The sequence below is a fragment of the Acinetobacter sp. SH024 genome (genome assembly GCF_000163635.1).
Taxonomy (GTDB): Bacteria; Pseudomonadota; Gammaproteobacteria; order Pseudomonadales; family Moraxellaceae; genus Acinetobacter; species Acinetobacter pittii.
Map to the genome: position 1 here is coordinate 825,849 of NZ_GG753601.1, position 23,010 is coordinate 848,858.

Here is a 23,010-nt window from a genome sequence, read left to right on the forward strand (position 1 = left end):
ACTTGATATAAGTAACCTGAAACATTTCCCATGCTATCGGTTGAACCAGATCCTATGACCTCACCAGCAGCATTTTTGACTTCAATTTGAGTGTTTGCTTCTGCCTGAGCTGTAAAGTTCTGTCCGTTCGCATCAAGTACAATATTTTCAATTGAATTTGGTGCAATATCATCAGTTAAAGCGTTTTGCTTGATCTCTGCACTACGGTTACCCGCTCGGTCAACGACAACAAAAGTAAGTTCTTCTCCATGTAAATAGACTTGATATAAATAACCTGACACATTACCAGCGCCATCTACATAACCTGAACCGATGACCTCACCCGCTGCATTTTTGACTTCAATTTGAGTGTTTGCTTCTGCTTGCGCCGTAAAGTTCTGTCCGTTTGAGTCGAATACAATATTTTCAATTGGATTTGGTGCAATCTCATCAATCAAAGCATTCTGCTTAACTTCTGTACTACAGTTACCCGCTCGGTCAACGACAACAAAAGTAAGCTCTTCGCCATGTAAATAGACCTGATACAAGTAACCAGAAACATTGCCTGTGCTATCTGCTGATCCATAACCAATAATGTCACCATTGGTATTTTTAATTTCAATCTGACTATTTGCTTCAGCCTGAGCTGTAAAGCTCTGTCCATTGATATCTAATGCAATATTTTCAATCGGATTTGGTGCGATATCATCAGTTAAAGCACTCTGCTTGACCTCTGCACTACGGTTACCTGCTCGGTCAACTACAACAAAAGTAAGTTCCTCACCATGTAAGTAAACTTGTGGGAAATAACCAAATACATTACCTAAGCTATCGGTATAACTAGTAGTAATCTTATTTCCAGCCTGGTCTAATATTTCAATAGAGCTTCCAGCTTCTGCCTGAGCTGTAAAGCTTTGGCCATCTTCGTTGAAGATGATATTTGCAATCGGATTTGGTGCAATAGTATCAATTAAAGCATTTTGCTTAAATTCGATACTACGGTTACCAACTCGATCTATGACAACAAAAATAAGCTCTTCACCATGTAAATAGATTTGATTGAAAAAGCCTGAGACATTACCAGCACTATCTGTAGAGCCCCAACCCGTCTGATTACCTAATGAATCAAAAACTTCAATCTGACTATTTGCTTCTGCTTGTGCTGTAAAGTTTTGACCGTTTGCATCAAGTAAAATATTTTTAATTGGATCCGGTGCAATATCATCAAGTGGAGCATTTATTGAAACAGCTTCACTCACATTTCCAGCTTGGTCTTTAACTGTGACCGTGAATGCCTCACCATGTAAATTATTGCTACCTAAGAAAATAGTAAATGTACCATCTGAGTTTATGGTGTTATTCCATATATTCACGAGCTGACCATTATGATCAAAAACCTGAATCGTAGTATTCAGTTCTGCTACGCCTGTAAGATATGAACCATCTTCTGAGAAAACTAAATTGCTGGCTGGTGTAGGAGCAACCGTATCAGCGGTAATTACAGTATCGGTGCTTACTTGTCCACGAGCATCCTTAATTGATAAGAAAAACTGCTCACCATTAACAAGAGGGCGGTCAAGCTGGAGTTTAAAATAACTTGATCCATTCCAACCGTTATCTTCACCGACTTTAATTTCAGCTACGACTTCACCTTTGGCATCTTTAACAATAAGAGTACTATTATTTTCAGCTTGTCCACTTATCACTCCGTCCGAAGTAAAGCTATCTACATGGGGGGCAAAAGCATAATTAGGCGCCTGTATCTGCGCTGCTAAACTTACATTTCCATTCACATCGGTAGCCGTGACATAAACCGTCTCAGCATTAGTTAAAAACATACCTAGTTCTATCGAAAAACTTCCACTCTCATCAGTCCAGTTATTCCAGAACCATTTATTAAGAATGTTTCCTTGCCCATCTTTAACTAAAATTTCAGAGAAAGGTTCTGCATGGCCATAAACTAAATCACCAGCATCATTGAAATTTAAATCTGTTGGAACAGGTGGAGGAGTCAGATCTACAATGATATTCTGCTCAGGACTCATCAACCCTTTATTATCAATAATTTGAACGGAAATTTGCTCTCCATCAATTAAAGGTCGGTTTACACTCAAGCTAAAATGACTAAATTCATTCCAACTATTGTCATCACCTAATATAACCTTTCCTAATTCATTACCGTCAGCATCACGCACGATTACTGTACTATTATCTTCAGCAAACCCAGAAATTAAGCCTTCTTGTGTAATACGTTCAACATATGGAATATAAGCAAAGTTTGGAACTTCGATTAGGGCTTCACTCGTATTTTGATTTTTATCTACTACTTGTACGGTAACCGACTCACCTTCTTTTAAAAATTGGAATACCTGTAAACTTGCAAAGCCTTGTTCATCGGTAAAACCTGTAGCAATTAAATTGCCCTCTCCAGAAAATGCACGAATAAAGCTGTTCGGCTCATTAACATGTACTGATAAAGTTTCACCACTAATATCAAATTGTGGAGTTTCTAAAAATACTGCTGGAGTATAGTCTGCGGTAATATATTGTGGATGGCCTGAAATATTATCTTTATCTGTAGAGATAATAATTTGAGTACCTTCCTCTAAAGGTTGGTTGAGGGTCAAAGTAAATGGTCTGACCTCACCTAATGCCATTACACTAAAAGGCGTAATACCTGAACCCTCAAATGCAATGGAGTTAAACTCTTGTAGAATATTTCCATTCTGATCTTTTACAATAAAATGACTGCCTTCGGTCGCATAACCAGTGATCACACCTTCTGGACTAATTCTTGTAATACTAATAGCAGGAACTTCAGTAACTAGGCTAATTGACGAATTTTCACTGCTGTATCCATTATAAGTAGCGACCGCATAAATTTCTTGATTAGTACTAATAGAAAGGTCTTGTAAAGTAAATTTACCCTCCTCATTAGCTATTGTAGTTGCAAGCCAATCACCATTTTTATTATAGATATCAACTTTACTTCCTTTATATGCGCTACCTGAAATGATAGCTCCATCTATATTGTTGAAAGTTAGTGAATCTAGAGTTGGCGAATTTGGAGTATGATCTACATTATAATTTTGGGTCTGTTTAATAATAGCTGTATTGCCAGCTTGATCAGTAAGACTAATATCAGTTGATATATTGGTTTGCGATTCTTCTGACCACAAAAACTCTGCTGGAATTTCAGTAACCCACTCTTGGGTAACTTCATCAAAATGAAAGTTATACACAACATCGTTTAGAGTCGTATTTACTGATGTCAGTGAGCTATTTAAATCTGTTGGTAGATTATCTACTTCCAGTCTTATAGAAATAACTTGATCTTTTTCAACTAGGCTTATTGTATTGTCTTCAGTAATCGGCTTTACAGTTACTGTAGTTGATTCAATATTTAAAGAATTATCTATAATTACCTTTTCCACACCAGTTTCTGATGTGTTGCCTGCAAGATCCGTTACTACGGCTTTATAGAGATAACTACCATCAGCTAAATTTTTTTGATCAGCTGTTGTCTCCTGCCAAGTTTTTCCTTCATCGGTAGAGACTTCATAGTGGTCTAATAAAGCAGCTTGCTCTCCGATTACAATCGGTTGAGCTAGCTTCAAAGTAAAATTATTATCTTGCGTAATTTGATCGGTTGCTGAAACACCTGTATCACTCAAATCAGATAAAGTTAGTTCACCTGCTTGTGGTGCGGTAGTATCTACAACGATTTTTTGTATAGCGGTTTCTGATGTATTGCCTGCAATATCTGTAACTATAGCTTTATATTGGTAAACCCCATCGGTTAAATCTTTTTGAACTACTGTTGTTTCCTGCCACGTCTTTCCATCATCTTTCGATATCCAATAAGTGATTTGGCTATTGACTTCTTGTCCACTAATCTTTAAATCAAAAGTTTTATCTTGCGTAATCTGATCGGTTGCTGAAACACCTGTATCGCTCAAATCAGATAGAGTCAGTTCACCTGCTTGCGGCGCTGTGGTATCCACAACGACTTTTTGTATAGCGGTTTCTGATGTATTACCTGCAACGTCGATTACTACTGCTTTATATTGGTAAACACCATCCGCCAAATCTTTTTGAGCTACTGTTGTTTCCTGCCAAGTCTTTCCTTCATCTTTAGATATCCAGTAAATGATTTGGCTATTTACTTCTTGTCCGCTAATCTTTAAATCAAAAGTTTTATCTTGCGTAATTTGATCAGTTGCTGAAATGCCCGTATCAGCCAAAGCAGCTAAAGTCAGTTCACCTGCTTGCGGCGCTGTGGTATCCACAACGACTTTTTGCACACTGGTTTCAGATATGTTGCCTGCAACGTCGGTTACTAAAGCTTTAAATTGATAAATACCATCAGCCAAATCTTTTTGAGTAACAGTTGTTTCCTGCCAAGTTTTACCATCATCGATAGAAACTAAATACGTTACTTGGCTGCCACTTTCCTGTCCTTCAAGCTTTAAATTGAAGTTTTTATCTTGCGTAATCTGATCAGTTGCCGAAATACTCGTATCAGCCAAAGCAGATAAAGTCAGTTCACCTGCTTGCGGCGCTGTGGTATCCACAACCACTTTTTGTATAGCAGTTTCCGATGCATTTCCAGCTCGATCTGTCACTACAGCTTTGTAAAGATAACTTCCATCCACTAAATCTTTTTGAGTTACTGTTGTTTCTTGCCAAGTCTTACCATCATCGGTAGAGACCAAATATGTTACTCGGCTTCCACTTTCCTGTCCTTCAAGCTTTAAATTAAAGTTTTTATCCTGAGTAATCTGGTCTGCAGTTGATCCCCCAGAATCTAAAAAATTATTAAGATTCAAAGTACCTGGCTCAGGAGGTGTCGTATCTTTAGAATCGTTCCGAGACAATAAAGCAATTGTTCCTGCTCCTGCTAAAGCGCTGACTACCCAAGACCAAAGGGGTACAGAAGATGAACTATCAATAAGCTTTGGCGTATCTTTTAATTCTAAATAATTAACAGTGGTCTGTCCGCTAGCATCTTCTCCCAGATTAGCAGCCCAATAACTCTGCCCTTCATTTAAAAGAATTTGCGGGTTTTCGCTAATAAAATAGTTTTCTAAAACAATTTCAGTTCCATCTTTTAGATGAACAATTGCACTGTTTCCTTCTCTTGTTATTGAAGAAATTTTTTCTGGATTTATATCGATTTTTGCGACTTCTTTAGGATTTACTACAATATTTTTTGTCTGGCCTACATTAATATCAACTGTATTATTTTTTGAAGCATTATTTGCCATTAATGATACTTGTACCATTTTTCCACCATGAAATTTTAAATATTATTAAGTTATTCTAAAATATTAAGATAAATAGATACTCATTTAATCAAATATTATTAACTATCATAAAACACTAAACCCTTATTGTAGCTACTTTAAATCGCGGCTTTTTATATAGTTAAAAATTTTTTATGTATCCATTAATATTATTTTTAAAATGATAAAACATTTAGAATGTTTTCCTATTCCCCATATATAGAATTTAAAGCTTAGGCATTGTAATGGATAAAATTTTATCAATCTACTCTTAAGTTAAATGTCTTATATAGTTTTTATAAATTAAATTAATTGAAAAATCTTTAAATCGTAATTAAACCAATAATGATTAATTTTTCCTTCATTTGAAATGACATTAAAACTATTTGGAACATGATAATGCAAACGGCTAGAAGTTGCTGTTCCTGCATGAATATCATAAATAGGATAATCTATCTTTAACTGATAAATTTGCGTTAAATCATATACAGCAGTTTTATGTAAATGCCCGTGTAACATTCCAAATAGTCCCGTTGTACTCCATTTTTCGAGTGCCATTTTTCCTAATACAGGACAATCTTTAATACCATGCTCATCATCAGGTGGAGTATAAAAAGGTTGATGGAAAACAACTAATTTGATTTTATCCGCTGGCGCTTGCTGTAATCGCTCATATGTAGTTTGAATTTGCTCAATCGAAATATGTCCACGAGTATGATAACGACGGCGAATACTATTCACCCCAACAATATAAAAATGTTCAGTTTCTAAAGTCGGTTCAAGCTGGCCAAAAAAATATTGGTAGCGAGTAAAGGGTGAAAAAAAACGGTTCCAGACATGGTACAACGGAATATCATGATTACCAGGAACAACAAGATAAGGAATATTAAGGCTATCTAAAAACTGACGGCATTTATAAAACTGTTGATATCGGGCACGTTGAGTAATATCACCACTCACCACAATGACTTCAGGTTTATGTTGAGTGCAAAAAAGTCGGATTGCATCTAAACATGCCTCAATTTCTGTTCCAAAATGCAGATCAGACAGATGTAACAACATTTGGCACCATAATATTTAAAGCATTCTTTTCTACAGAGAAATTTAAAGGTGCTTTCATCTCTAATATTTCACCATCTAAAGCTACTGTAAGTTTTGATCTTTTTGCACAATCTACCACCACATGATCTGCACAAAAACTATAAACATCTTGTGTCTCTTCTACTTTGCCTTGAATCCACTGCCACAACATGTTTAATAAACTAAGCCTATCACTTTTCGTAATGACTACTCCAGCGACCCGACCTTGTGCTGCACATTCGGCAATTCTTAATTTCATATCACACAACTGCAACTGGTTATTACCAAAGAAAATTAGAGGGGTTTTGACTGGATATTTCTTGCCATCAACTGTGACGGAAAGTTTCATGGATTTATTTTCTCTTAATAAAACATCCAGAGCTGAGGTATAGGCATGTAAAGGTAAGCGTCCTAAATATTTATTATAAAGCTCACGTTTCTTTATAAATAATGGATAAAGTCCTAGACTCGCATTATTTAAATAAACATGGTCATTAATTGTCGCAATATGTACAGAGCGTGGTGTACCTGTAGCGATGACTTCAGCAGCTTCTAACAAATCTAAGGGAATATCTAAAACTTTAGCGACATAATTAAAAGTTCCCAAAGGTAAAATTCCCATAGGGATATGAGTATGTCTAAGTTTTGATGCTACCGCATTTAATGTTCCATCCCCACCCGCTGCAACAACAACACCTAAGTTTGCATTTTGGCTATGCCGATGAATTACTTGACTCATCAAATCATCAAAAGAAACATCTTCCGCTAATTCAAAAACTTGTATTTCAAAACCAAATTCGGTGAACACGGTCATTAACTGTTCATACATATCTTCATGTTTTGACGCATGAAAACCCGACTTTTGGTTATAAATGATAGAGAGAGGTTTTAAAGTCCGCATTTTTATTATCTTAGAGGGATTCATCCTGAATATTGTATATAAAAACGCCTAATAAAAGTCTCTTTATGTAAATTTTGAATGAAGATCATTTGTTTAATCAATAATAATTCTCAAGAAAAAAATAAGAATCAAGCTGTTGATTTTTAAGGAAATAAATAATATAAATAACATACATACAACATAAAAATATTGAGAATAAGATATTGTAAAAAACTACAAGTTAATGATTTAAATGAGAAAAATATATAAAAGTAAAATATCTATTTCTTAGTCTTTAGTCTTATTTTTTTTATGATTTTGTGCTTTAATACAGCCACTTTTTTATTTGATCTTTCATTGTACCTCTCAATGAATGACTTGTACGTTGTACATATTTTGAATAGGCCTCACCATGACCACAGTGAACGCACCAGAATTCGTTCGTCATCCTAAGCTTATCGCATGGGTTGAAGAAATTGCAAACTTAACCAAACCAGCAAAAATCGAATGGTGTGACGGAAGCGAAGAAGAGTATCAACGTCTAATCGACTTGATGATCGCTAACGGCACCATGCAGAAATTAAACCAAGAAAAACATCCTGGTTCTTATCTTGCAAATTCTGACCCATCTGACGTTGCACGTGTTGAAGACCGTACTTACATCTGCTCTCAAAATAAAGAAGATGCTGGTGCGACAAACAACTGGGAAAACCCAGCTGTTATGCGTGAAAAATTAAATGGTTTATTTGAAGGCTCAATGGAAGGCCGTACAATGTACGTTGTTCCTTTCTCAATGGGTCCTTTAGGTAGCCATATTGCTCATATCGGTATTGAGTTAACTGACTCTCCTTACGTTGCTGTTAGCATGCGTAAAATGGCACGTATGGGTAAAGCAGTTTATGACGTATTAGGTACAGACGGCGAGTTTGTTCCTTGCGTACATACAGTAGGTGCTCCACTTGCTGAAGGTCAACAAGACGTTGCTTGGCCATGTAACCCTGAAAAATATATCGTTCATTACCCAGAAACTCGTGAAATCTGGTCTTTCGGTTCTGGTTACGGCGGTAACGCATTACTTGGCAAAAAATGTTTAGCTCTTCGTATCGCTTCTGTCATGGGACGCGAACAAGGTTGGTTAGCTGAACACATGCTTATTCTTGGTGTAACTAACCCTCAAGGTGAAAAACACTACATCGCTGCAGCATTCCCGTCTGCATGTGGTAAAACAAACTTTGCAATGTTAATTCCACCAGCAGGTTATGAAGGTTGGAAAATCGAAACTGTAGGTGACGATATTGCTTGGATCAAACCAGGTGAAGATGGTCGTTTATATGCGATTAACCCTGAAGCTGGTTTCTTCGGTGTAGCTCCTGGTACAAATACCAAGACTAACCCGAACTGTATGGCAACTCTTCACAAAGATGTTATCTATACAAACGTAGCAGTAACTGAAGATGGTCAAGTATGGTGGGAAGGTCTTTCTAAAGAAGTTCCAACAAACTTAACTAACTGGAAAGGTCAACCTCATGTAAATGGTGAAAAAGCAGCGCATCCAAATGCTCGCTTCACTGTTGCAGCTGGTCAATGCCCTTCTATCGATGCTGACTGGGAAAATCCAGCAGGCGTTCCAATTTCTGCATTTATCTTCGGCGGTCGCCGTGCAGATACGGTTCCTTTAGTTTCTGAAGCTTTCGATTGGGTTGACGGTGTATATAAAGCGGCAACTATGGGTTCTGAAACTACTGCTGCTGCTGTTGGTCAACAAGGTATCGTTCGTCGTGACCCATTCGCGATGCTTCCATTTGCTGGCTATAACATGGCTGACTACTTTGATCACTGGTTAAGCCTTGGTCAACAAGTAAGTACAAAAGCTGAAGCAGCTGGTAATAAATTACCAAAAATCTTTAATGTAAACTGGTTCCGTCGTGATGCTGAAGGCAACTTCGTATGGCCTGGTTTCGGTCAAAACATGCGTGTTCTTGAGTGGATCATTGATCGTTGTGAAGGTCGTGCAAACGCTGTTGAAACACCAATTGGCCTTGTTCCAACATATGACGACTTGAACTGGGAAGGTACTGAATTCTCTAAAGAAGAATTTGACCTAATCACAGCTCAAGATAAAGATCAGTGGATTACTGAAATTGAAAGCCACACTGATTTATTTAATAAACTCGGTGATCGCTTACCAAAAGCATTAAAAGAACGTCAAGCAGCTTTACTTGAAGCTGTAAAAACTGGCTTCTAATTGCTATATATAAAAAAGGTCGCCATGTGCGACCTTTTTTATTATGCGGCATCATCTTTTTGTCGACGCTCAGATAAATAAGCTTCTAATATTTTTACTTGTTTTTCATCAAATGCCAGACCTAGTTTTGTTCTACGCCACAATATATCCTCCGCAGTAGTTGCCCATTCATATTCACATAAGTATTTGACTTCGCATTCAAATAAATCATGTCCAAAATTCTGGCCTAATTGCTCTATTGCATTTCTCTCTCGAACCATATTCCAGACTCTTGTGCCGTATGCATGCGCCCAACGGTTGGTAAGTGACTCAGAAACTCCACTTACACGTGAATGAATCTGATGCGTTAAATCATCTAGTGTTGTCCAGTTTTCAGCGCCAGGTAATGGCTCATCTGCAGTCCACTCCTCTGCCATATTACTAAAAAACGGGGATAGATCTTCTAAAGCAGCCTCTGCCAGTTTCCGATAAGTCGTGATCTTGCCGCCAAATATAGATAACAAAGGTGCTTTTTTATGTTCAGCCTGTAATGCCAAGGTATAGTCACGTGTAATCGCTGAAGGATTATCAGATTCATCATCACATAAAGCACGTACACCCGAGTACTGGCTTACAATATCAGCTTGAGTTAACTGCTTTTTAAAATGTGAATTGGTCACTGTTAAGAGGTAATCAATTTCTACCTCTGTGATCTCTACCTTTTGTGGATCACCTGTATATTCCTGATCGGTCGTACCAATCAGTGTATATTTTTCTAAATACGGAATTGCAAACACGATGCGTCGATCTTCGTTTTGCATAATGAAGGCTTTATGACAATCGTATAGTTTTGGCACAACAATATGACTTCCTTGGATCAATCGGATTTGATAAGGCGATTCTAAATTTAGGTTTTCACTAATAATTTCTTCAACCCAAGGACCAGCTGCATTCACCAAAGCTCTTGCACGTACCTGATAAAACTCTGCTCCGCTTTGTAACTCCAGATGCCACAGCTCTTGTTCCCTATAAGCTTTAATACAACGCGTACGTGTTAAGACTTTGGCACCTTTCTCTTTGGCTTGTAATGCATTTAACACTACAAGACGTGCATCATCTACAGTACAGTCAGAATATTCAAAGCCACGTGTGATAGCTGGTTTTAAAGGACTATCTTCTTTAAAGTAAATAAGATTTGATCCTAATAGTTTTTCTCGTTTTCCCAAATGATCATAAAAAAACAAGCCCGCCCGAATTAACCATGCAGGGCGTAAATGTGGTCGATGAGGCATAATAAAGCGCATGGGTTTAATAATATGTGGAGCTTTAGCCAACAACACTTCACGCTCTGCTAAGGCTTCTCTAACCAATCTAAACTCTTTATGCTCTAAATAGCGCAGACCACCATGAATTAATTTGCTGCTAGCAGATGAAGTGTGACTAGCTAAATCATCTTTTTCACATAAAAATACCGATAGTCCACGGCCTGCTGCATCATTAGCAATACCGACGCCATTAATACCGCCACCGATCACGGCAATGTCATATATTTTTGAATAATCATTAGGCTGTATTTTCATTTCTCATTTTCTTTTTATTGTTGATCTTATAAAAATTAAAACATCAAATTGATGAAACAACAATCAAAAAAGTAGAATAATCAATTTTAAATAACTAAGTGTTTAACCATTAATTGATTACCCTACTAGTGAATTCAACCAGTTAAAGAACGAACTAATCCTCAGCCCAACTTTGACTACGTTTAACTGCCTTGAGCCAACCCTTATAAATCATCTCAGATTGCTCAGAAGACATTTTTGGCTCAAATACCTTTTCTATGGCAGATTTATTTCTTAACTCATGTAGATCTTGCCAGAAACCCGTCGCCAGTCCAGCAAGAAAAGCTGCACCCAAAGCTGTGGTTTCTTTCATTATTGGACGTTCTACTGGTGTCGCTAAAATATCAGCCTGAAATTGCATTAAGAAATTATTTTCCGTTACTCCCCCATCAACACGGAGTGTACGGAGTTCTTCTTCTGCATCTTGCTGCATTGCATCTAAAACATCTCGGGTTTGAAAAGCAATAGACTCTAAAGTTGCACGAATAATATGTTCAATACTAGCCCCACGAGTAAGTCCAAAAATAGCTCCACGCGCTGTTGGGTTCCAATATGGTGCGCCTAACCCTGTAAAAGCAGGTACAACATATACACCGTTACTGTCTTTCACACGTGTTGCATAAAGCTCAGAGTCTCTAGCATTCTTAATGACTTTTAATTCATCGCGTAACCACTGAACGCAAGAACCACCATTAAATACGGCGCCCTCTAAGGCATAGTTCACCTCACCACTCGCACCACATGCAATAGTAGTTAGTAATCCATGTTCTGAACGAACAATCTTCTTACCTGTGTTCATTAATAGAAAACAGCCAGTGCCGTAGGTATTTTTTGCCTGACCAGACTCAACACACATTTGGCCGAACAGTGCGGCTTGTTGATCACCTGCGATCCCTGCAATGGGGATACCAACTTCTTGCCCACTAATGGTATGTGTATATCCATAAACCTCAGATGAGCTACGCACTTCGGGTAGCATTACTCGAGGAATATCTAAAACTTGTAAAAGTTTTTCATCCCATTCTAGCTTTTCGATATCAAATAACATGGTTCGTGATGCGTTGGTAAAATCAGTCACATGAACAGCACCATTGGTTAGTTTCCAGATTAACCAAGTGTCCACCGTACCGAACAACAACTCTCCTCGCTCAGCACGCTCACGGCTTCCTTCAACATGGTCTAAAATCCATTTAATTTTTGTGGCCGAAAAATACGGATCAATCACCAAACCCGTTGTTTTACGTATGTATTCTTGCAATCCTGCTTTATGTAATTGATTGCATATCTCAGTCGTTTGTCGACTTTGCCAAACAATCGCATTGTAAATCGGCTTGCCCGTTTTTTTATCCCAAACAACTGTGGTTTCCCGCTGATTGGTAATCCCAATTGCTGCAACTTGTTCACTCTTAATGCCTGCTTGAGCTAATGCTTCTACCCAAACAGCACTTTGCGTAGCCCAAATTTCCATAGGGTCATGCTCAACCCAGCCAGGCTGAGGATAAATCTGAGTAAATTCTTTTTGAGCAATACTGACAACATTAGCATCATGGTCTAAAACAATTGCTCTTGAGCTTGTTGTTCCCTGATCAAAAGCAACAATATATTTTTTCGGGCAATTTGACATCCGAATGTCCCTTTCATTATTCACACACATCTAGTCCACAATGCCAAGACATCATGCCTAACTATATTTACTTAAAATTTTCTTTGGAATATATCATTATTTTTAAGGGGTATAGGTTTTCTTCGCCCAAACTCTACTCATTCTTTATCAATTTTTACTACTTGGAAAAAAATAATATGCCAAAGATCCCAACAATATTATAAACGTGAGCTGATCGGCTAATTTGAAATCACATAAATATTCAACTTATTCCTTTGCTTAAATAATAAACATTGTTTTACAGACATAAAAAAAATAAAGTGAAATACTCCTCTAGAAAATATGTAAAAACGGAATAAATCTTCTCTTTTTTAGCATTCAACCCAAGCGAAACATGGAGCGACTCATGGTTGATCAACCTTCTACCGCAACAACTCCACATTCTAATTTAGATACAAAAACTCGTCTAAAATCAATTTTGGGCGGTTCTGCCGGTAACCTTGTTGAATGGTACGACTGGTATGTATATGCAGCTTTCACGCTCTATTTTGCTCATGCTTTTTTTCCAAAAGGTAGCCAGACAGCTCAACTCCTTCAAGCGGCTGCAATTTTTGCTGTAGGCTTTTTAATGCGCCCGATCGGTGCATGGATTATGGGAATCTATTCAGACCGTAAAGGACGCAAGGCGGGTCTTACGCTTTCCGTCACGTTAATGTGTATAGGTTCGCTGCTTATTGCCGTGACACCAAGTTATGAAAGTATTGGTGTATTTGCCCCTCTTCTTTTAGTTGTCGCTCGTTTAATTCAAGGCTTAAGTGTAGGCGGTGAATATGGTGCTAGTGCTACCTATTTAAGTGAAATGGCTGAAAGAAATCGACGTGGTTTTTTCTCTAGCTTCCAATATGTAACATTGATTGCTGGTCAGCTCACAGCCCTATGTGTTCTATTAATATTACAAATGGTATTAACTGAAGAACAATTACATGATTGGGGATGGCGTATCCCCTTCTTTATCGGGGCTTTACTTGCTATTGTAGTTTTCCGCATTCGACGTGGCCTATTAGAAACTCAATCTTTTAAAAATGCTCAGGCAGAAACAGACCAGCCAAAATCAGGCATGTTTGCTTTATTTAAACATTATCCGAAAGAAGCGTTCACAGTATTGTTTTTAACAGCTGGCGGGACTTTAGCTTTCTATACTTACACGACTTATCTGCAAAAATATTTGGTCAATACTTCTGGATTTACCAAACCTGAAGCTACTCAAATTACAACTTTAGCGCTATTTATTTTTATGTGTCTACAGCCTGTAGCGGGTGCTTTATCGGATCGCATTGGTCGAAAACCCCTTATGATTTTCTTCGGAATAACAGGTGTTTTATTCACATACGTTCTATTCGATGCACTCGCAAATACACATAACTACTGGACAGCTTTCTGGTTATGTTTTGGGGGTCTCGTAATGGTGACTGGTTACACTTCAATTAATGCCGTAGTTAAAGCTGAGCTCTTCCCTGCACACATTCGCGCTTTAGGAGTTGCATTACCTTACGCGATTGCCAATACGTTATTTGGCGGAACAGCAGAGTTCTTTGCTTTAAGTTTTAAAGAAGCTGGGCATGAATCTTGGTACTTTATTTATGTAAGTATCATGATCTTCATTTCTCTCATTATTTATATTTTTATGAAAGATACCAAGCATCATTCAAAAATCAAAGAACATTAATACTTTACTAATAAGGGCTAATATCGTTCGCCGATGTTAGCTCAAATCATGAGATTAAGCCCCAACAACCTTTGTATTTTATGAGATACTAGCTATAAGAAAATAAGGACGATACTGATGAATAGAAGTATTTTATGCTTGGCATTAAGTAGTATGTTTGTTTTAACTGCTTGTCAGACTACCCCTCGACAATATAATGGTTCAACTGGATACCAGATTGAAAACCAAACAAAAACTTCGGCGACTTTAGCTTACACTTTAGCGGGTCGTAATAACCAGCAACTCGATGAACGTAAATTACAACGCGCTTGTCAGAATGTGCTAGGTGCTCAGAAAGTTTATAAATTATCAATTTTGAGTATCAATGAAATTCCTAATCCAGCGAAAGATGAGCATTATGGAATTCAACTCGGCGAAACTCGTGCTTCTTTTGGCTTATCAAATACACCTAGCTTAAATAATGGTGAAGACTATGCGACTCGCCAAGCGCTTGAAGCACGTCCAAGCACACTAAAAGTTGTTCGTTATACTTGTTCATAAAATAAAAAAAAGACGCTGTTCTTTTACAGCGTCTTATAAAAACTTACATTTCTAAACTCTTTAGCTTCATCTAGATCTGGCCATGTAGAAGCACTTCTTTCTTCAATTTTTTCATATTTGGGATGACTAAAGTTTTTAACACGGCTATCAGCCACACAGACTTCTGGCGCAAACTTTAAAAATTCATCTAAGAAAAAGCGGTTACATTGATCGTATAAAACATCAGCTGCCAATAAAACATCAACTTGCTCAGCCTTATATAAATCATCTAAATATTCTAGCTCAACATTATTAAGTAAAGCGTTTTCACGGCAAGCATTCAAACTAACTTGATCGATATCACAGCAGATGACTCGTTTCGCTCCTGCCATTTTTGCAGCAATTGCAACTACACCCGAACCAGCCCCGAAATCCAAAACAACTTTATCTTTAACATGGTCCGGCTCTGCAAGTAACCACTGTGCCATTGCTAAACCAGATGCCCAACAGAAAATCCAATACGGCGTATCATTCCAAATACGACGAATAACTTCATCATCTAAGCGATCAGTTGGAAAAACTGGTGGAATCAACCATAAAGAAATAGGCGTTTCTGGTAATTGTTGTACCATCAACTCACAATTGGGAATAACTTCATGTAAGGCTTGAAGTAAATGTTCAGGGGCTTTAGACAGTTGAAAGGTGCAGCTCATCAGATTTCTTTTAATTCATTTTTATAACAAGCATAACAGAGTCATTCCATTATGATTTGAATTTTTAGAATAACCTTCGGTTGGACCTACTTTTCTTTCGGGAAAAGTAGGCAAAACCATTGTCATCCGCAAAACTCGGCAGATACTCTCTAGAATCGAAAGCATCGCAGAAACATTAAATTTTTAACGTATTTCTGCCTCAAACAATTGCGGATGACGGTTACGCGTATCAAATAACAGCCTAGCGTTAATTAAATTAACCTAAAGCTTTTTCAGCAGCTTCTACAGTTTGACGAATCAAAGTTGTAATAGTCATTGGACCAACACCACCCGGTACTGGTGTGTAAGCAGAAGCAATTTCTTCAATACCTTGTAGTTGAATATCACCTACACCACCGCCATCACGAGGATGGAAACCAGCATCTACAACCACTGCACCTTGTTTAATCCAATCTTTTTGGATAAGTTCAGCTTTACCAACTGCACCGACAATAATATCGGCTTGTTTCACAAGCTCAGGTAAGTTTTGTGTGCGTGAATGGCAAATCGTTACTGTTGCATTCGCTTGCAAAAGCATCATTGCCATTGGTTTACCTAAAATTGCTGAACGACCGACTACAACCGCATGTTTACCAGCAATTTCGATATTGTTTTCTTTTAAAATGGTCATGATGCCTGCAGGAGTCGCTGAACCATATGCAGCTTCACCCATAGCCATACGGCCAAAACCAAGACAAGTTACACCATCAACATCTTTAGCTAATGAGATTGCATCGAAACATGCACGCTCATCAATTTGCTCTGGAACTGGATGTTGTAAAAGAATGCCGTGTACATCTGGGTTAGCATTAAGTTTTTCAATTTCAGCTAATAATTGTTCTGTTGTCGTTTCTTGTGGCAATTCAATTTTTAAAGAGTCCATGCCTACTCGACGGCAAGCATTTCCTTTCATGCGTACATAAGTTGCAGATGCACCATCATCCCCAACTAAAATAGTCGCCAAAATTGGGGTACGACCTGTTTTAGCTTTTAAAGCTTCAACACGTACTGACAAATTTTCTTCAATTTGCTTTGCTAATGCGCGACCGTCTAAAACCAATGCCACAGCACATCTCCAAGGTAGACATGAATTTAATGTGCCAATAATACATGATTATTTGGACAAATTTATTCTAGATGTTGCTTTTATGTTCATCTTATCTCAAAACAGTATTGTTTTTTTTGTAAAGGTTGCTAATATGTGCATCACCAAATGTAGGCGGGGTGGCAGAGTGGTCATGCAGCGGACTGCAACTCCGTGGACGCCGGTTCGATTCCGACCTCCGCCTCCAAATTTGGTAAAGCCCGGGTGGTGAAATAGGTAGACACAGGGGATTTAAAATCCCCCGCCCACAAAGCGTGCCGGTTCGAGTCCGGCCCCGGGCACCATTTTCTAGTACAGAAATTGGTGTCGTAAAGAATCCAGCGAAAGCTGGTTTTTTTATGTCTAAAAAAAGGATACTTATTAGCATCCCTTTCTCGCCCCATATATTTAAGCAGTTTTTTGCTTATCTTTTTCAGGTGTTAAATTCGCATCCAACACCAATTGATAACCTCGACTAGAATCTACTTTATATTCTGCATTTTTAATTGAATCTACAAAAATCCAATCCGACAGCACCTGCTTATCATCTAGTGTAACCATCAAATAACCCCGCTGATTTAAATTACAATATGCCAATTCATCGATAAGCGTCGTAAAGGCAAATTCAAATTGCTGCAACTGAGCTAGCGGAATACTTAAATATTTTTCAAGACCCGGTGAAGAAACCGAACTTGTCGCCAGTTCAACCCCGACATATTCACCCTTTTGGCTATATAAGTAAGATGTCCACGCATTATGGGTATCGCCTGCCAAAACAATAATTTTCTTATTAAACTCTGCCAATTTAGTGTAAAAGAACTCTCGCTCAGCATAGTAACCATCCCAAGCATCAAGGTTATATGGAACTAAAGTTGTGACTCGAGCTTTTTCTTGAACAGTTAAAGTTGGATCACCCTGCTCTAATCGTAATTTTAATGTGACTAATTCTGTAATTTGCGCATTCATTTTAGCTAACGTATCTGGCGATGTTCCGCCTGAAGTAATTTGCCCCAGCGATGCCAACAACTCAGCAGGAATCCACATTTTACTCATTAAGACTTGCTGTCCCACAACATTCCATGTTGCAGTTGAACTTTGTAAGACACCTACTATATTTTTCTCTTTACTACCTAATAACCACTCACGCTGAGTTTCACCCATTAAGGTCCGCATTGGATTAGTCAAATCTGCTTGGAATTTTGCAATATCCAAACCATTTGCTGTTATATACTTGCCATAATCCAACTGCTCATCACGGGCAATAATGCGAGTATCTAACATCATTAAATTGACAAGCCCCCCAAAATCAAACCGGCGATAAATCTTAGTATGCTGATCATCGATAGGACGGATAGGCATCCATTCAAAATAAGCTTGTAAAGCCGCTAGCTTTCTTTCTAAAAACTTACCTTCATTCTTTGCTTTTGGAGTTTCTTCCGTATGATTCTCAGCCCCTTCACGCCAAGTATCATTTGCTAACTCATGGTCATCCCAAATTACAATAAAAGGATGACGCTGATGAGCGGCCTGTAAGTCTTTATCTTGACGATACAGCGCATAACGCTTGCGATAACCATCTAACTCAATAATTTCTTTATTATTATCGGACGGTAAAGTACGGCCCAGCTTTGCAGCATCTTCTGTCGCATAGCCATCAGCCCCATATTCATAAATATAATCGCCCAAATGAATCACTACATCCACGTTCTGTTTTGCCATTTCACGATAAACGTAAAAATAACCCGCAGGATAATTAGAACAAGAACATACTGCAAAGCTAACCTTATTAGTAGTTACAGGTAAAGTTTTAGTTTGCCCTATTGGCGAGACTTTACTACCAAATCGAAAGCGATAATAATAAGTCGTACCTGCTTGTAGACCTGTTGCATCCACCTTCACGGTAAAATCGTCAGTTTTAGTCGTTTGAACCGTACCAGTCTTTAAATTCTGCTTGAACTGATCATCGGTAGCAATTTCCCAAGTCACCTTAAGAGGTGCACTAAGGTCTACTGGTGTTAAACGCGTCCATAAAATTACTTTATCCTGCAATGGGTCACCACTTGCTACACCATGAAGGAAATCTGCTTGTGCTTCTGGACTTTCATCATCGGAACCATCGTTACACCCCGTAAAAGCTACAGGCAAAGATAGCGCCCCAAAACCAAATAAACTTTTTTGAATTAATTCTCGGCGTGAAATTTTCTCTGACATAAAATTACCTAAGTTTTAAGCAATGAGTGTCTTAAATTTAGGTAGATAAGATGAACAACTGATCTCAGTTTAATGAACAAATCATGACATAAACTGGTCAATTTATATAAATACCAACAAGAACTGATTGAAAATAAAGCAAACACTCTGATTTTCTCTTGCCAATCGCGCACTTGTCCTCTATTATTGCGCACATGCCCGGGTGGTGAAATAGGTAGACACAGGGGATTTAAAATCCCCCGCCCACAAAGCGTGCCGGTTCGAGTCCGGCCCCGGGCACCATTTTCAAATATTGAATTTGGTGCTACAAAGAATCCAGCGTATGCTGGTTTTTTTATGCCTAATCAAAATGAATTTTATGATAAGAATATTATTACTCGTTTACACTACCCTTTTTATAACAAAGGTTTACGCCATAGATCTTTTCTCCGGCACCCTTTCTCTCAAAGACAACCATTGGTATTTTTCACGTTGCTCTATTACCAAAGATGATTATTTAGTTAAAGCACCCGAACAGATAATAGATAAATTTAAAACGCTGGAACAAAAACGAGAAACTTATTGGGTCAGTTTGTTAGCGGACGCAGATTATCAAGAGAATGGTGTTTTAATTTTAAAAATTAAAGAAATAGACGAAATACATTTAAAGGCATCTTGCCACTTATTAGATGCATTTGAAGATATTGAAAATCGAGAGTAATCACCACTCTCGATTCATCACCAGCTCTTCCATTTCTAGATCTAAATATCCAGCTTCCTGTGCTACCATCATCATTGCTTCAGCAATATAGTCAGCAGCACTATCATCTAAAGAAGAATCTAGATCTTCGAACTGAGGTTTCATCTCATTAATTTCAATCACAGTTTGATGAGCATATCGATAGATATCCTGCTCAGCTAAGGCAGGCTTCTGAACTTTTTTAGCAAATTGTTCAATGAGCTGCTTGAGTTCAGCGACCAAAATATCTGGATAATATTCATCATCAAACATCGGGAGAAGTAAGTCTTCGAACATACAAAAGTTTACACAACAGCAAAAACTTGCCGCTTATAACATATTTTCAAAAGAATAACGATATTTTTCCCTGACTCAATCATCTAGCTCATTAAATTAATGAGCTACTACCTGATTTTTATAAAGCCTACTTTGTTAAGCTTGTATCATCGCCTTCCAAACTAGAATTGCATCAGTCATTGCTTTGACATCATGCGCTCTAACAATAGATGCTCCTTGCTGAATACTAAGCAAATGCCCCGTAACGCTTCCTACCGCACGCTGATCTGCAGTTGCACCTTTTAATGCTTCACCAATAAAACGTTTACGAGAAAGGCCAGATAAAATCGGATAACCCATTTCACCAAGCTTCCAAAATTCTTTTAATAGTCTTAAATTTTGCTGCGCATTTTTTGCAAAACCAAACCCAGGATCAATAATAATATTATTTTTTTTCACGCCCGCATTTAAAGCTTCATTCACGCGCTGCTGGAGCTCCTCTATAACATCTAAGGTTACGTCCGTATATTGGTCTAACTGATTCATTGTAGTCGGCTCACCACGCATATGCATGATCACTACGGGTATATCCAGTTCTGCTGCCGTTTTTAAAGCATTGGGACGAGTAAGCGCACGTACATCGTTCCAAATATGTGCTCCTGCTTCTTTCGCAGCACGAATAACATCAGGCTGACTCGTATCAATTGATAGAACAATATTATGTTTAGCTAAAGCTTCAACTACGGGCACAACTCTTCGTATTTCTTCTTCTACGCTTACTTCAGATGCTCCTGGACGGGTAGACTCCCCACCAATATCAATAATGGTGGCACCTTGCTCTATCATGGCTAGTGCATAAGCAATCGCTTGATTTACTTGATTATGCTTTCCACCATCACTAAAAGAATCTGGTGTGACATTTAATATGCCCATAACGTGAGGCTGTGATAGATCTAACTGAAGCTGTCCACACTGTAAAATCTGTTGAGGCAAAGGCATTAGTTGCATAAAAAGCTCCAGTTTAAAATCAGGCTGTATTTTAGCAATTATCATCTATATATGGTGTTGATTTGTTTTTAGCTTTTAACAAACTCAAGCCCATAAAAAAAGCCACATGACTGTGGCTTTTTTAATTAACTAATTATTAGTTCATTGCTGGCAATGGTGGTGGTGTAGATGGACCATCTTTTGGTGGTTCAAATGCAGCCACTGGATTTTCAGCAACATATACTTTAGGCGGTTGTGGCTCACGCCCTTCCATAATGTCACGGATTTGATCACGATCAATAGTTTCCCACTCCATCAAAGCTTTTACCATCGCATGTGCAATATCTTTATTACCTTCTAAGATATTACGTGCAACTTTATATTGCTCATCAAGAATACGACGTACTTCTTCATCAACTAACTGTTGAGTTGCTTCAGAAATCGTACGGCTTCCTACATTACCAAAGAAACCATTTTGGTTTTCATCCTCATAAACCATTACACCCATTTTGTCAGACATACCGTACTTCGTAACCATTGCACGCGCCATTTTAGTAGCTCGCTCAAAGTCATTTGAAGCACCAGTAGATTGCTGCTGGATAAATACTTCTTCAGCAATACGACCACCAAACAAAATTGCAATTTCGTTTAGCATCTTGTCTTTATAGTGGCTAATTTGGTCTTGTTCAGGTAACTGCCAAGTTACACCTAAAGCCCAACCACGCGGCATAATCGTTACTTTATGAACAGGATCTGTACCCGGTAAAATCTCGGCAACAATCGCATGACCAGCTTCATGATAAGCAGTTGCACGACGTTCTTCTTCACGTAAAACCATCGATTTACGCTCTGGTCCCATGTAGATTTTGTCTTTTGCATCTTCAAAGTCATGCATGTCAACAGTGTTCTTATTACGGCGTGCAGCAAATAATGCAGCTTCGTTAACAAGGTTTGCCAACTGTGCACCAGAGAAACCTGGAGTACCACGAGATAGAACTTTAACATCCACACCCGTAACTGAAGGTAATTTTTTCAAATGTACATTCAGAATCTGCTCACGACCACGAATGTCAGGCAAACCTACCATTACTTGACGATCAAAACGACCTGGACGTAATAATGCTTTATCCAAGACATCAACACGGTTCGTCGCAGCAATTACGATTACACCTTCGTTACCTTCAAAACCATCCATCTCTACAAGCATTTGGTTCAAGGTTTGCTCACGTTCATCATGACCACCACCTGTACCTGAACCACGATGACGTCCTACTGCATCAATCTCGTCAATAAAGATAATACAAGGCGCATGACGCTTCGCTTGCTCGAACATATCACGGACACGGGACGCACCCACACCCACGAACATTTCGACAAAGTCAGAACCTGAAATGCTGAAGAAAGGAACTTTAGCTTCACCAGCAATTGCTTTGGCTAATAACGTTTTACCAGTACCCGGAGGACCAACCATAAGTACGCCACGAGGAATGGTAGCGCCCAAACGTTTGAATTTTGCAGGGTCTTTTAAGAAATCTACAATTTCAACAACTTCTTGTTTTGCTTCATCACAGCCGGCAACGTCAGAAAAATTAACTTTGATTTGGTCTTCAGAAAGCATTTTTGCTTTCGACTTACCAAAACTCATCGGTCCATTTTTTCCGCCTGCACCACCACCCATGTTACGCATAAAGAACATGAATAACAGAATGATTAACAGTACAGGGAAACTAGCAATGAGAAGTTGCATCAAAATGCCTTGACGTTGAGGAGCTGTTCCCTCTACAACAACATTTTGCTTATTTAAGCTCGGCATAAGCTCAGTGTCTTCAACTTGCGGACGAACAGTTTCAAACTGTGATCCGTTAGTTTTTTCACCATTAATATTTAAACCGTCAATTGTGACTTGCTTAATTTGGCCAGCATTCACCGCTGCAACGAAATCTGAGTATTTCATCGCAGTAGGCTTATTGCGGTCACTGATATTACTGAAAATTAAAATCAGAACACCAAGTATTATTAGCCACAATACGGCATTCTTGAAGTAATCGCTCAAAGCTTTATTCCCAT

General features: G+C 38.3%; 15 protein-coding genes and 3 tRNA genes. 7 read left to right on the top strand and 11 right to left on the bottom strand.

Features of this window, described 5'->3' with window-relative positions; genetic code table 11:
• The 3 genes from HMPREF0013_RS16395 to HMPREF0013_RS16405 form a co-directional block, all read right to left on the bottom strand.
• The coding region (locus HMPREF0013_RS16395; RefSeq protein ID WP_005803942.1) for an Ig-like domain-containing protein at positions 1-5,264 on the bottom strand (5,264 nt) is incomplete at its 3' end.
• Positions 5,265-5,567: 303 nt separating this feature from the next.
• Entirely contained in the window at positions 5,568-6,326 is a 759-nt protein-coding gene (locus HMPREF0013_RS16400; RefSeq protein ID WP_002115522.1) for a metallophosphoesterase family protein, read from the bottom strand.
• Positions 6,307-7,245 (bottom strand): diacylglycerol/lipid kinase family protein, encoded by a 939-nt coding sequence (locus HMPREF0013_RS16405; RefSeq protein WP_002115559.1) that lies wholly within the window; start codon positions 7,243-7,245, stop codon positions 6,307-6,309. Before HMPREF0013_RS16405 ends, HMPREF0013_RS16400 begins: the two co-directional genes overlap by 20 nt.
• A gap of 391 nt (positions 7,246-7,636) precedes the next feature.
• On the opposite strand from HMPREF0013_RS16405, the gene HMPREF0013_RS16410 reads away from it, so the two are divergent.
• Positions 7,637-9,469: a phosphoenolpyruvate carboxykinase (GTP) gene (locus tag HMPREF0013_RS16410; protein WP_002115528.1), complete on the top strand. Its 1,833-nt coding sequence runs from the start codon at positions 7,637-7,639 to the stop codon at positions 9,467-9,469.
• A gap of 41 nt (positions 9,470-9,510) precedes the next feature.
• On the opposite strand, the gene glpD is transcribed toward HMPREF0013_RS16410, so the two are convergent.
• Both glpD and glpK read right to left on the bottom strand, forming a co-directional pair.
• The gene (gene glpD, locus HMPREF0013_RS16415; protein ID WP_002115524.1) at positions 9,511-11,028 is read right to left on the bottom strand and encodes a glycerol-3-phosphate dehydrogenase; all 1,518 of its coding nucleotides are present in this window, start codon (positions 11,026-11,028) and stop codon (positions 9,511-9,513) included.
• Between the two features lie 154 nt (positions 11,029-11,182).
• Entirely contained in the window at positions 11,183-12,691 is a 1,509-nt protein-coding gene (gene glpK, locus HMPREF0013_RS16420; protein WP_002115540.1) for a glycerol kinase GlpK, read from the bottom strand.
• A 373-nt stretch (positions 12,692-13,064) separates the two neighbouring features.
• Here glpK and HMPREF0013_RS16425 point away from each other — a divergent pair, with 373 nt between their 5' ends.
• Together HMPREF0013_RS16425 and HMPREF0013_RS16430 are read left to right on the top strand one after the other, a co-directional pair.
• Complete coding sequence (locus HMPREF0013_RS16425; protein WP_005803945.1) at positions 13,065-14,396, top strand: MFS transporter; 1,332 nt, start codon at positions 13,065-13,067, stop codon at positions 14,394-14,396.
• Between the two features lie 117 nt (positions 14,397-14,513).
• Positions 14,514-14,936 carry a hypothetical protein gene (locus HMPREF0013_RS16430; protein ID WP_002115580.1) on the top strand — a complete coding sequence of 141 codons (423 nt, stop codon included), beginning with the start codon at positions 14,514-14,516 and terminating at the stop codon, positions 14,934-14,936.
• Positions 14,937-14,959: 23 nt separating this feature from the next.
• Here the strand turns inward: HMPREF0013_RS16430 and HMPREF0013_RS16435 are convergent, their stop codons facing one another.
• Together HMPREF0013_RS16435 and folD are read right to left on the bottom strand one after the other, a co-directional pair.
• Positions 14,960-15,628: a class I SAM-dependent methyltransferase gene (locus tag HMPREF0013_RS16435; protein ID WP_002115579.1), complete on the bottom strand. Its 669-nt coding sequence runs from the start codon at positions 15,626-15,628 to the stop codon at positions 14,960-14,962.
• A 256-nt stretch (positions 15,629-15,884) separates the two neighbouring features.
• Complete coding sequence (gene folD, locus HMPREF0013_RS16440) at positions 15,885-16,733, bottom strand: bifunctional methylenetetrahydrofolate dehydrogenase/methenyltetrahydrofolate cyclohydrolase FolD (RefSeq protein WP_002115552.1); 849 nt, start codon at positions 16,731-16,733, stop codon at positions 15,885-15,887.
• 152 nt (positions 16,734-16,885) lie between these two features.
• Between folD and HMPREF0013_RS16445 the strand changes: the two genes are divergently transcribed.
• Both HMPREF0013_RS16445 and HMPREF0013_RS16450 read left to right on the top strand, forming a co-directional pair.
• Positions 16,886-16,959 (top strand) — tRNA-Cys (locus HMPREF0013_RS16445).
• Between the two features lie 11 nt (positions 16,960-16,970).
• Positions 16,971-17,056, top strand: a tRNA-Leu gene (locus tag HMPREF0013_RS16450).
• Between the two features lie 103 nt (positions 17,057-17,159).
• On the opposite strand, the gene HMPREF0013_RS16455 is transcribed toward HMPREF0013_RS16450, so the two are convergent.
• On the bottom strand, positions 17,160-18,962 hold the full coding sequence (locus HMPREF0013_RS16455) for an alkaline phosphatase D family protein (RefSeq protein WP_002115536.1): 1,803 nt from the start codon (positions 18,960-18,962) through the stop codon (positions 17,160-17,162).
• 196 nt (positions 18,963-19,158) lie between these two features.
• Between HMPREF0013_RS16455 and HMPREF0013_RS16460 the strand changes: the two genes are divergently transcribed.
• Together HMPREF0013_RS16460 and HMPREF0013_RS24990 are read left to right on the top strand one after the other, a co-directional pair.
• Positions 19,159-19,244 (top strand) — tRNA-Leu (locus HMPREF0013_RS16460).
• Between the two features lie 40 nt (positions 19,245-19,284).
• On the top strand, positions 19,285-19,662 hold the full coding sequence (locus HMPREF0013_RS24990; protein ID WP_016802917.1) for a hypothetical protein: 378 nt from the start codon (positions 19,285-19,287) through the stop codon (positions 19,660-19,662).
• Here HMPREF0013_RS24990 and HMPREF0013_RS16470 read toward each other — a convergent pair whose 3' ends face one another.
• The 3 genes from HMPREF0013_RS16470 to ftsH form a co-directional block, all read right to left on the bottom strand.
• Entirely contained in the window at positions 19,663-19,977 is a 315-nt protein-coding gene (locus tag HMPREF0013_RS16470) for a DUF5713 family protein (RefSeq protein ID WP_005067609.1), read from the bottom strand.
• 135 nt (positions 19,978-20,112) lie between these two features.
• On the bottom strand, positions 20,113-20,964 hold the full coding sequence (gene folP, locus HMPREF0013_RS16475; protein WP_002115542.1) for a dihydropteroate synthase: 852 nt from the start codon (positions 20,962-20,964) through the stop codon (positions 20,113-20,115).
• Positions 20,965-21,100: 136 nt separating this feature from the next.
• Entirely contained in the window at positions 21,101-22,996 is a 1,896-nt protein-coding gene (ftsH, locus tag HMPREF0013_RS16480) for an ATP-dependent zinc metalloprotease FtsH (RefSeq protein WP_005803954.1), read from the bottom strand.
• Positions 22,997-23,010 lie beyond the last annotated feature (14 nt).

Coding starts and splice junctions, on each gene's coding strand:
- HMPREF0013_RS16455 (WP_002115536.1), bottom strand. CDS start 18,962: ATGTCAGAGAAAATTTCACGCCGAGAATTAATTCAAAAAAGTTTATTT.
- HMPREF0013_RS16470 (WP_005067609.1), bottom strand. CDS start 19,977: ATGTTCGAAGACTTACTTCTCCCGATGTTTGATGATGAATATTATCCA.
- glpD (WP_002115524.1), bottom strand. CDS start 11,028: ATGAAAATACAGCCTAATGATTATTCAAAAATATATGACATTGCCGTG.
- folP (WP_002115542.1), bottom strand. CDS start 20,964: ATGCAACTAATGCCTTTGCCTCAACAGATTTTACAGTGTGGACAGCTT.
- HMPREF0013_RS16400 (WP_002115522.1), bottom strand. CDS start 6,326: ATGTTGTTACATCTGTCTGATCTGCATTTTGGAACAGAAATTGAGGCA.
- HMPREF0013_RS16410 (WP_002115528.1), top strand. CDS start 7,637: ATGACCACAGTGAACGCACCAGAATTCGTTCGTCATCCTAAGCTTATC.
- HMPREF0013_RS16405 (WP_002115559.1), bottom strand. CDS start 7,245: ATGCGGACTTTAAAACCTCTCTCTATCATTTATAACCAAAAGTCGGGT.
- HMPREF0013_RS16425 (WP_005803945.1), top strand. CDS start 13,065: ATGGAGCGACTCATGGTTGATCAACCTTCTACCGCAACAACTCCACAT.
- HMPREF0013_RS16430 (WP_002115580.1), top strand. CDS start 14,514: ATGAATAGAAGTATTTTATGCTTGGCATTAAGTAGTATGTTTGTTTTA.
- glpK (WP_002115540.1), bottom strand. CDS start 12,691: ATGTCAAATTGCCCGAAAAAATATATTGTTGCTTTTGATCAGGGAACA.
- HMPREF0013_RS24990 (WP_016802917.1), top strand. CDS start 19,285: ATGCTGGTTTTTTTATGCCTAATCAAAATGAATTTTATGATAAGAATA.
- HMPREF0013_RS16435 (WP_002115579.1), bottom strand. CDS start 15,628: ATGAGCTGCACCTTTCAACTGTCTAAAGCCCCTGAACATTTACTTCAA.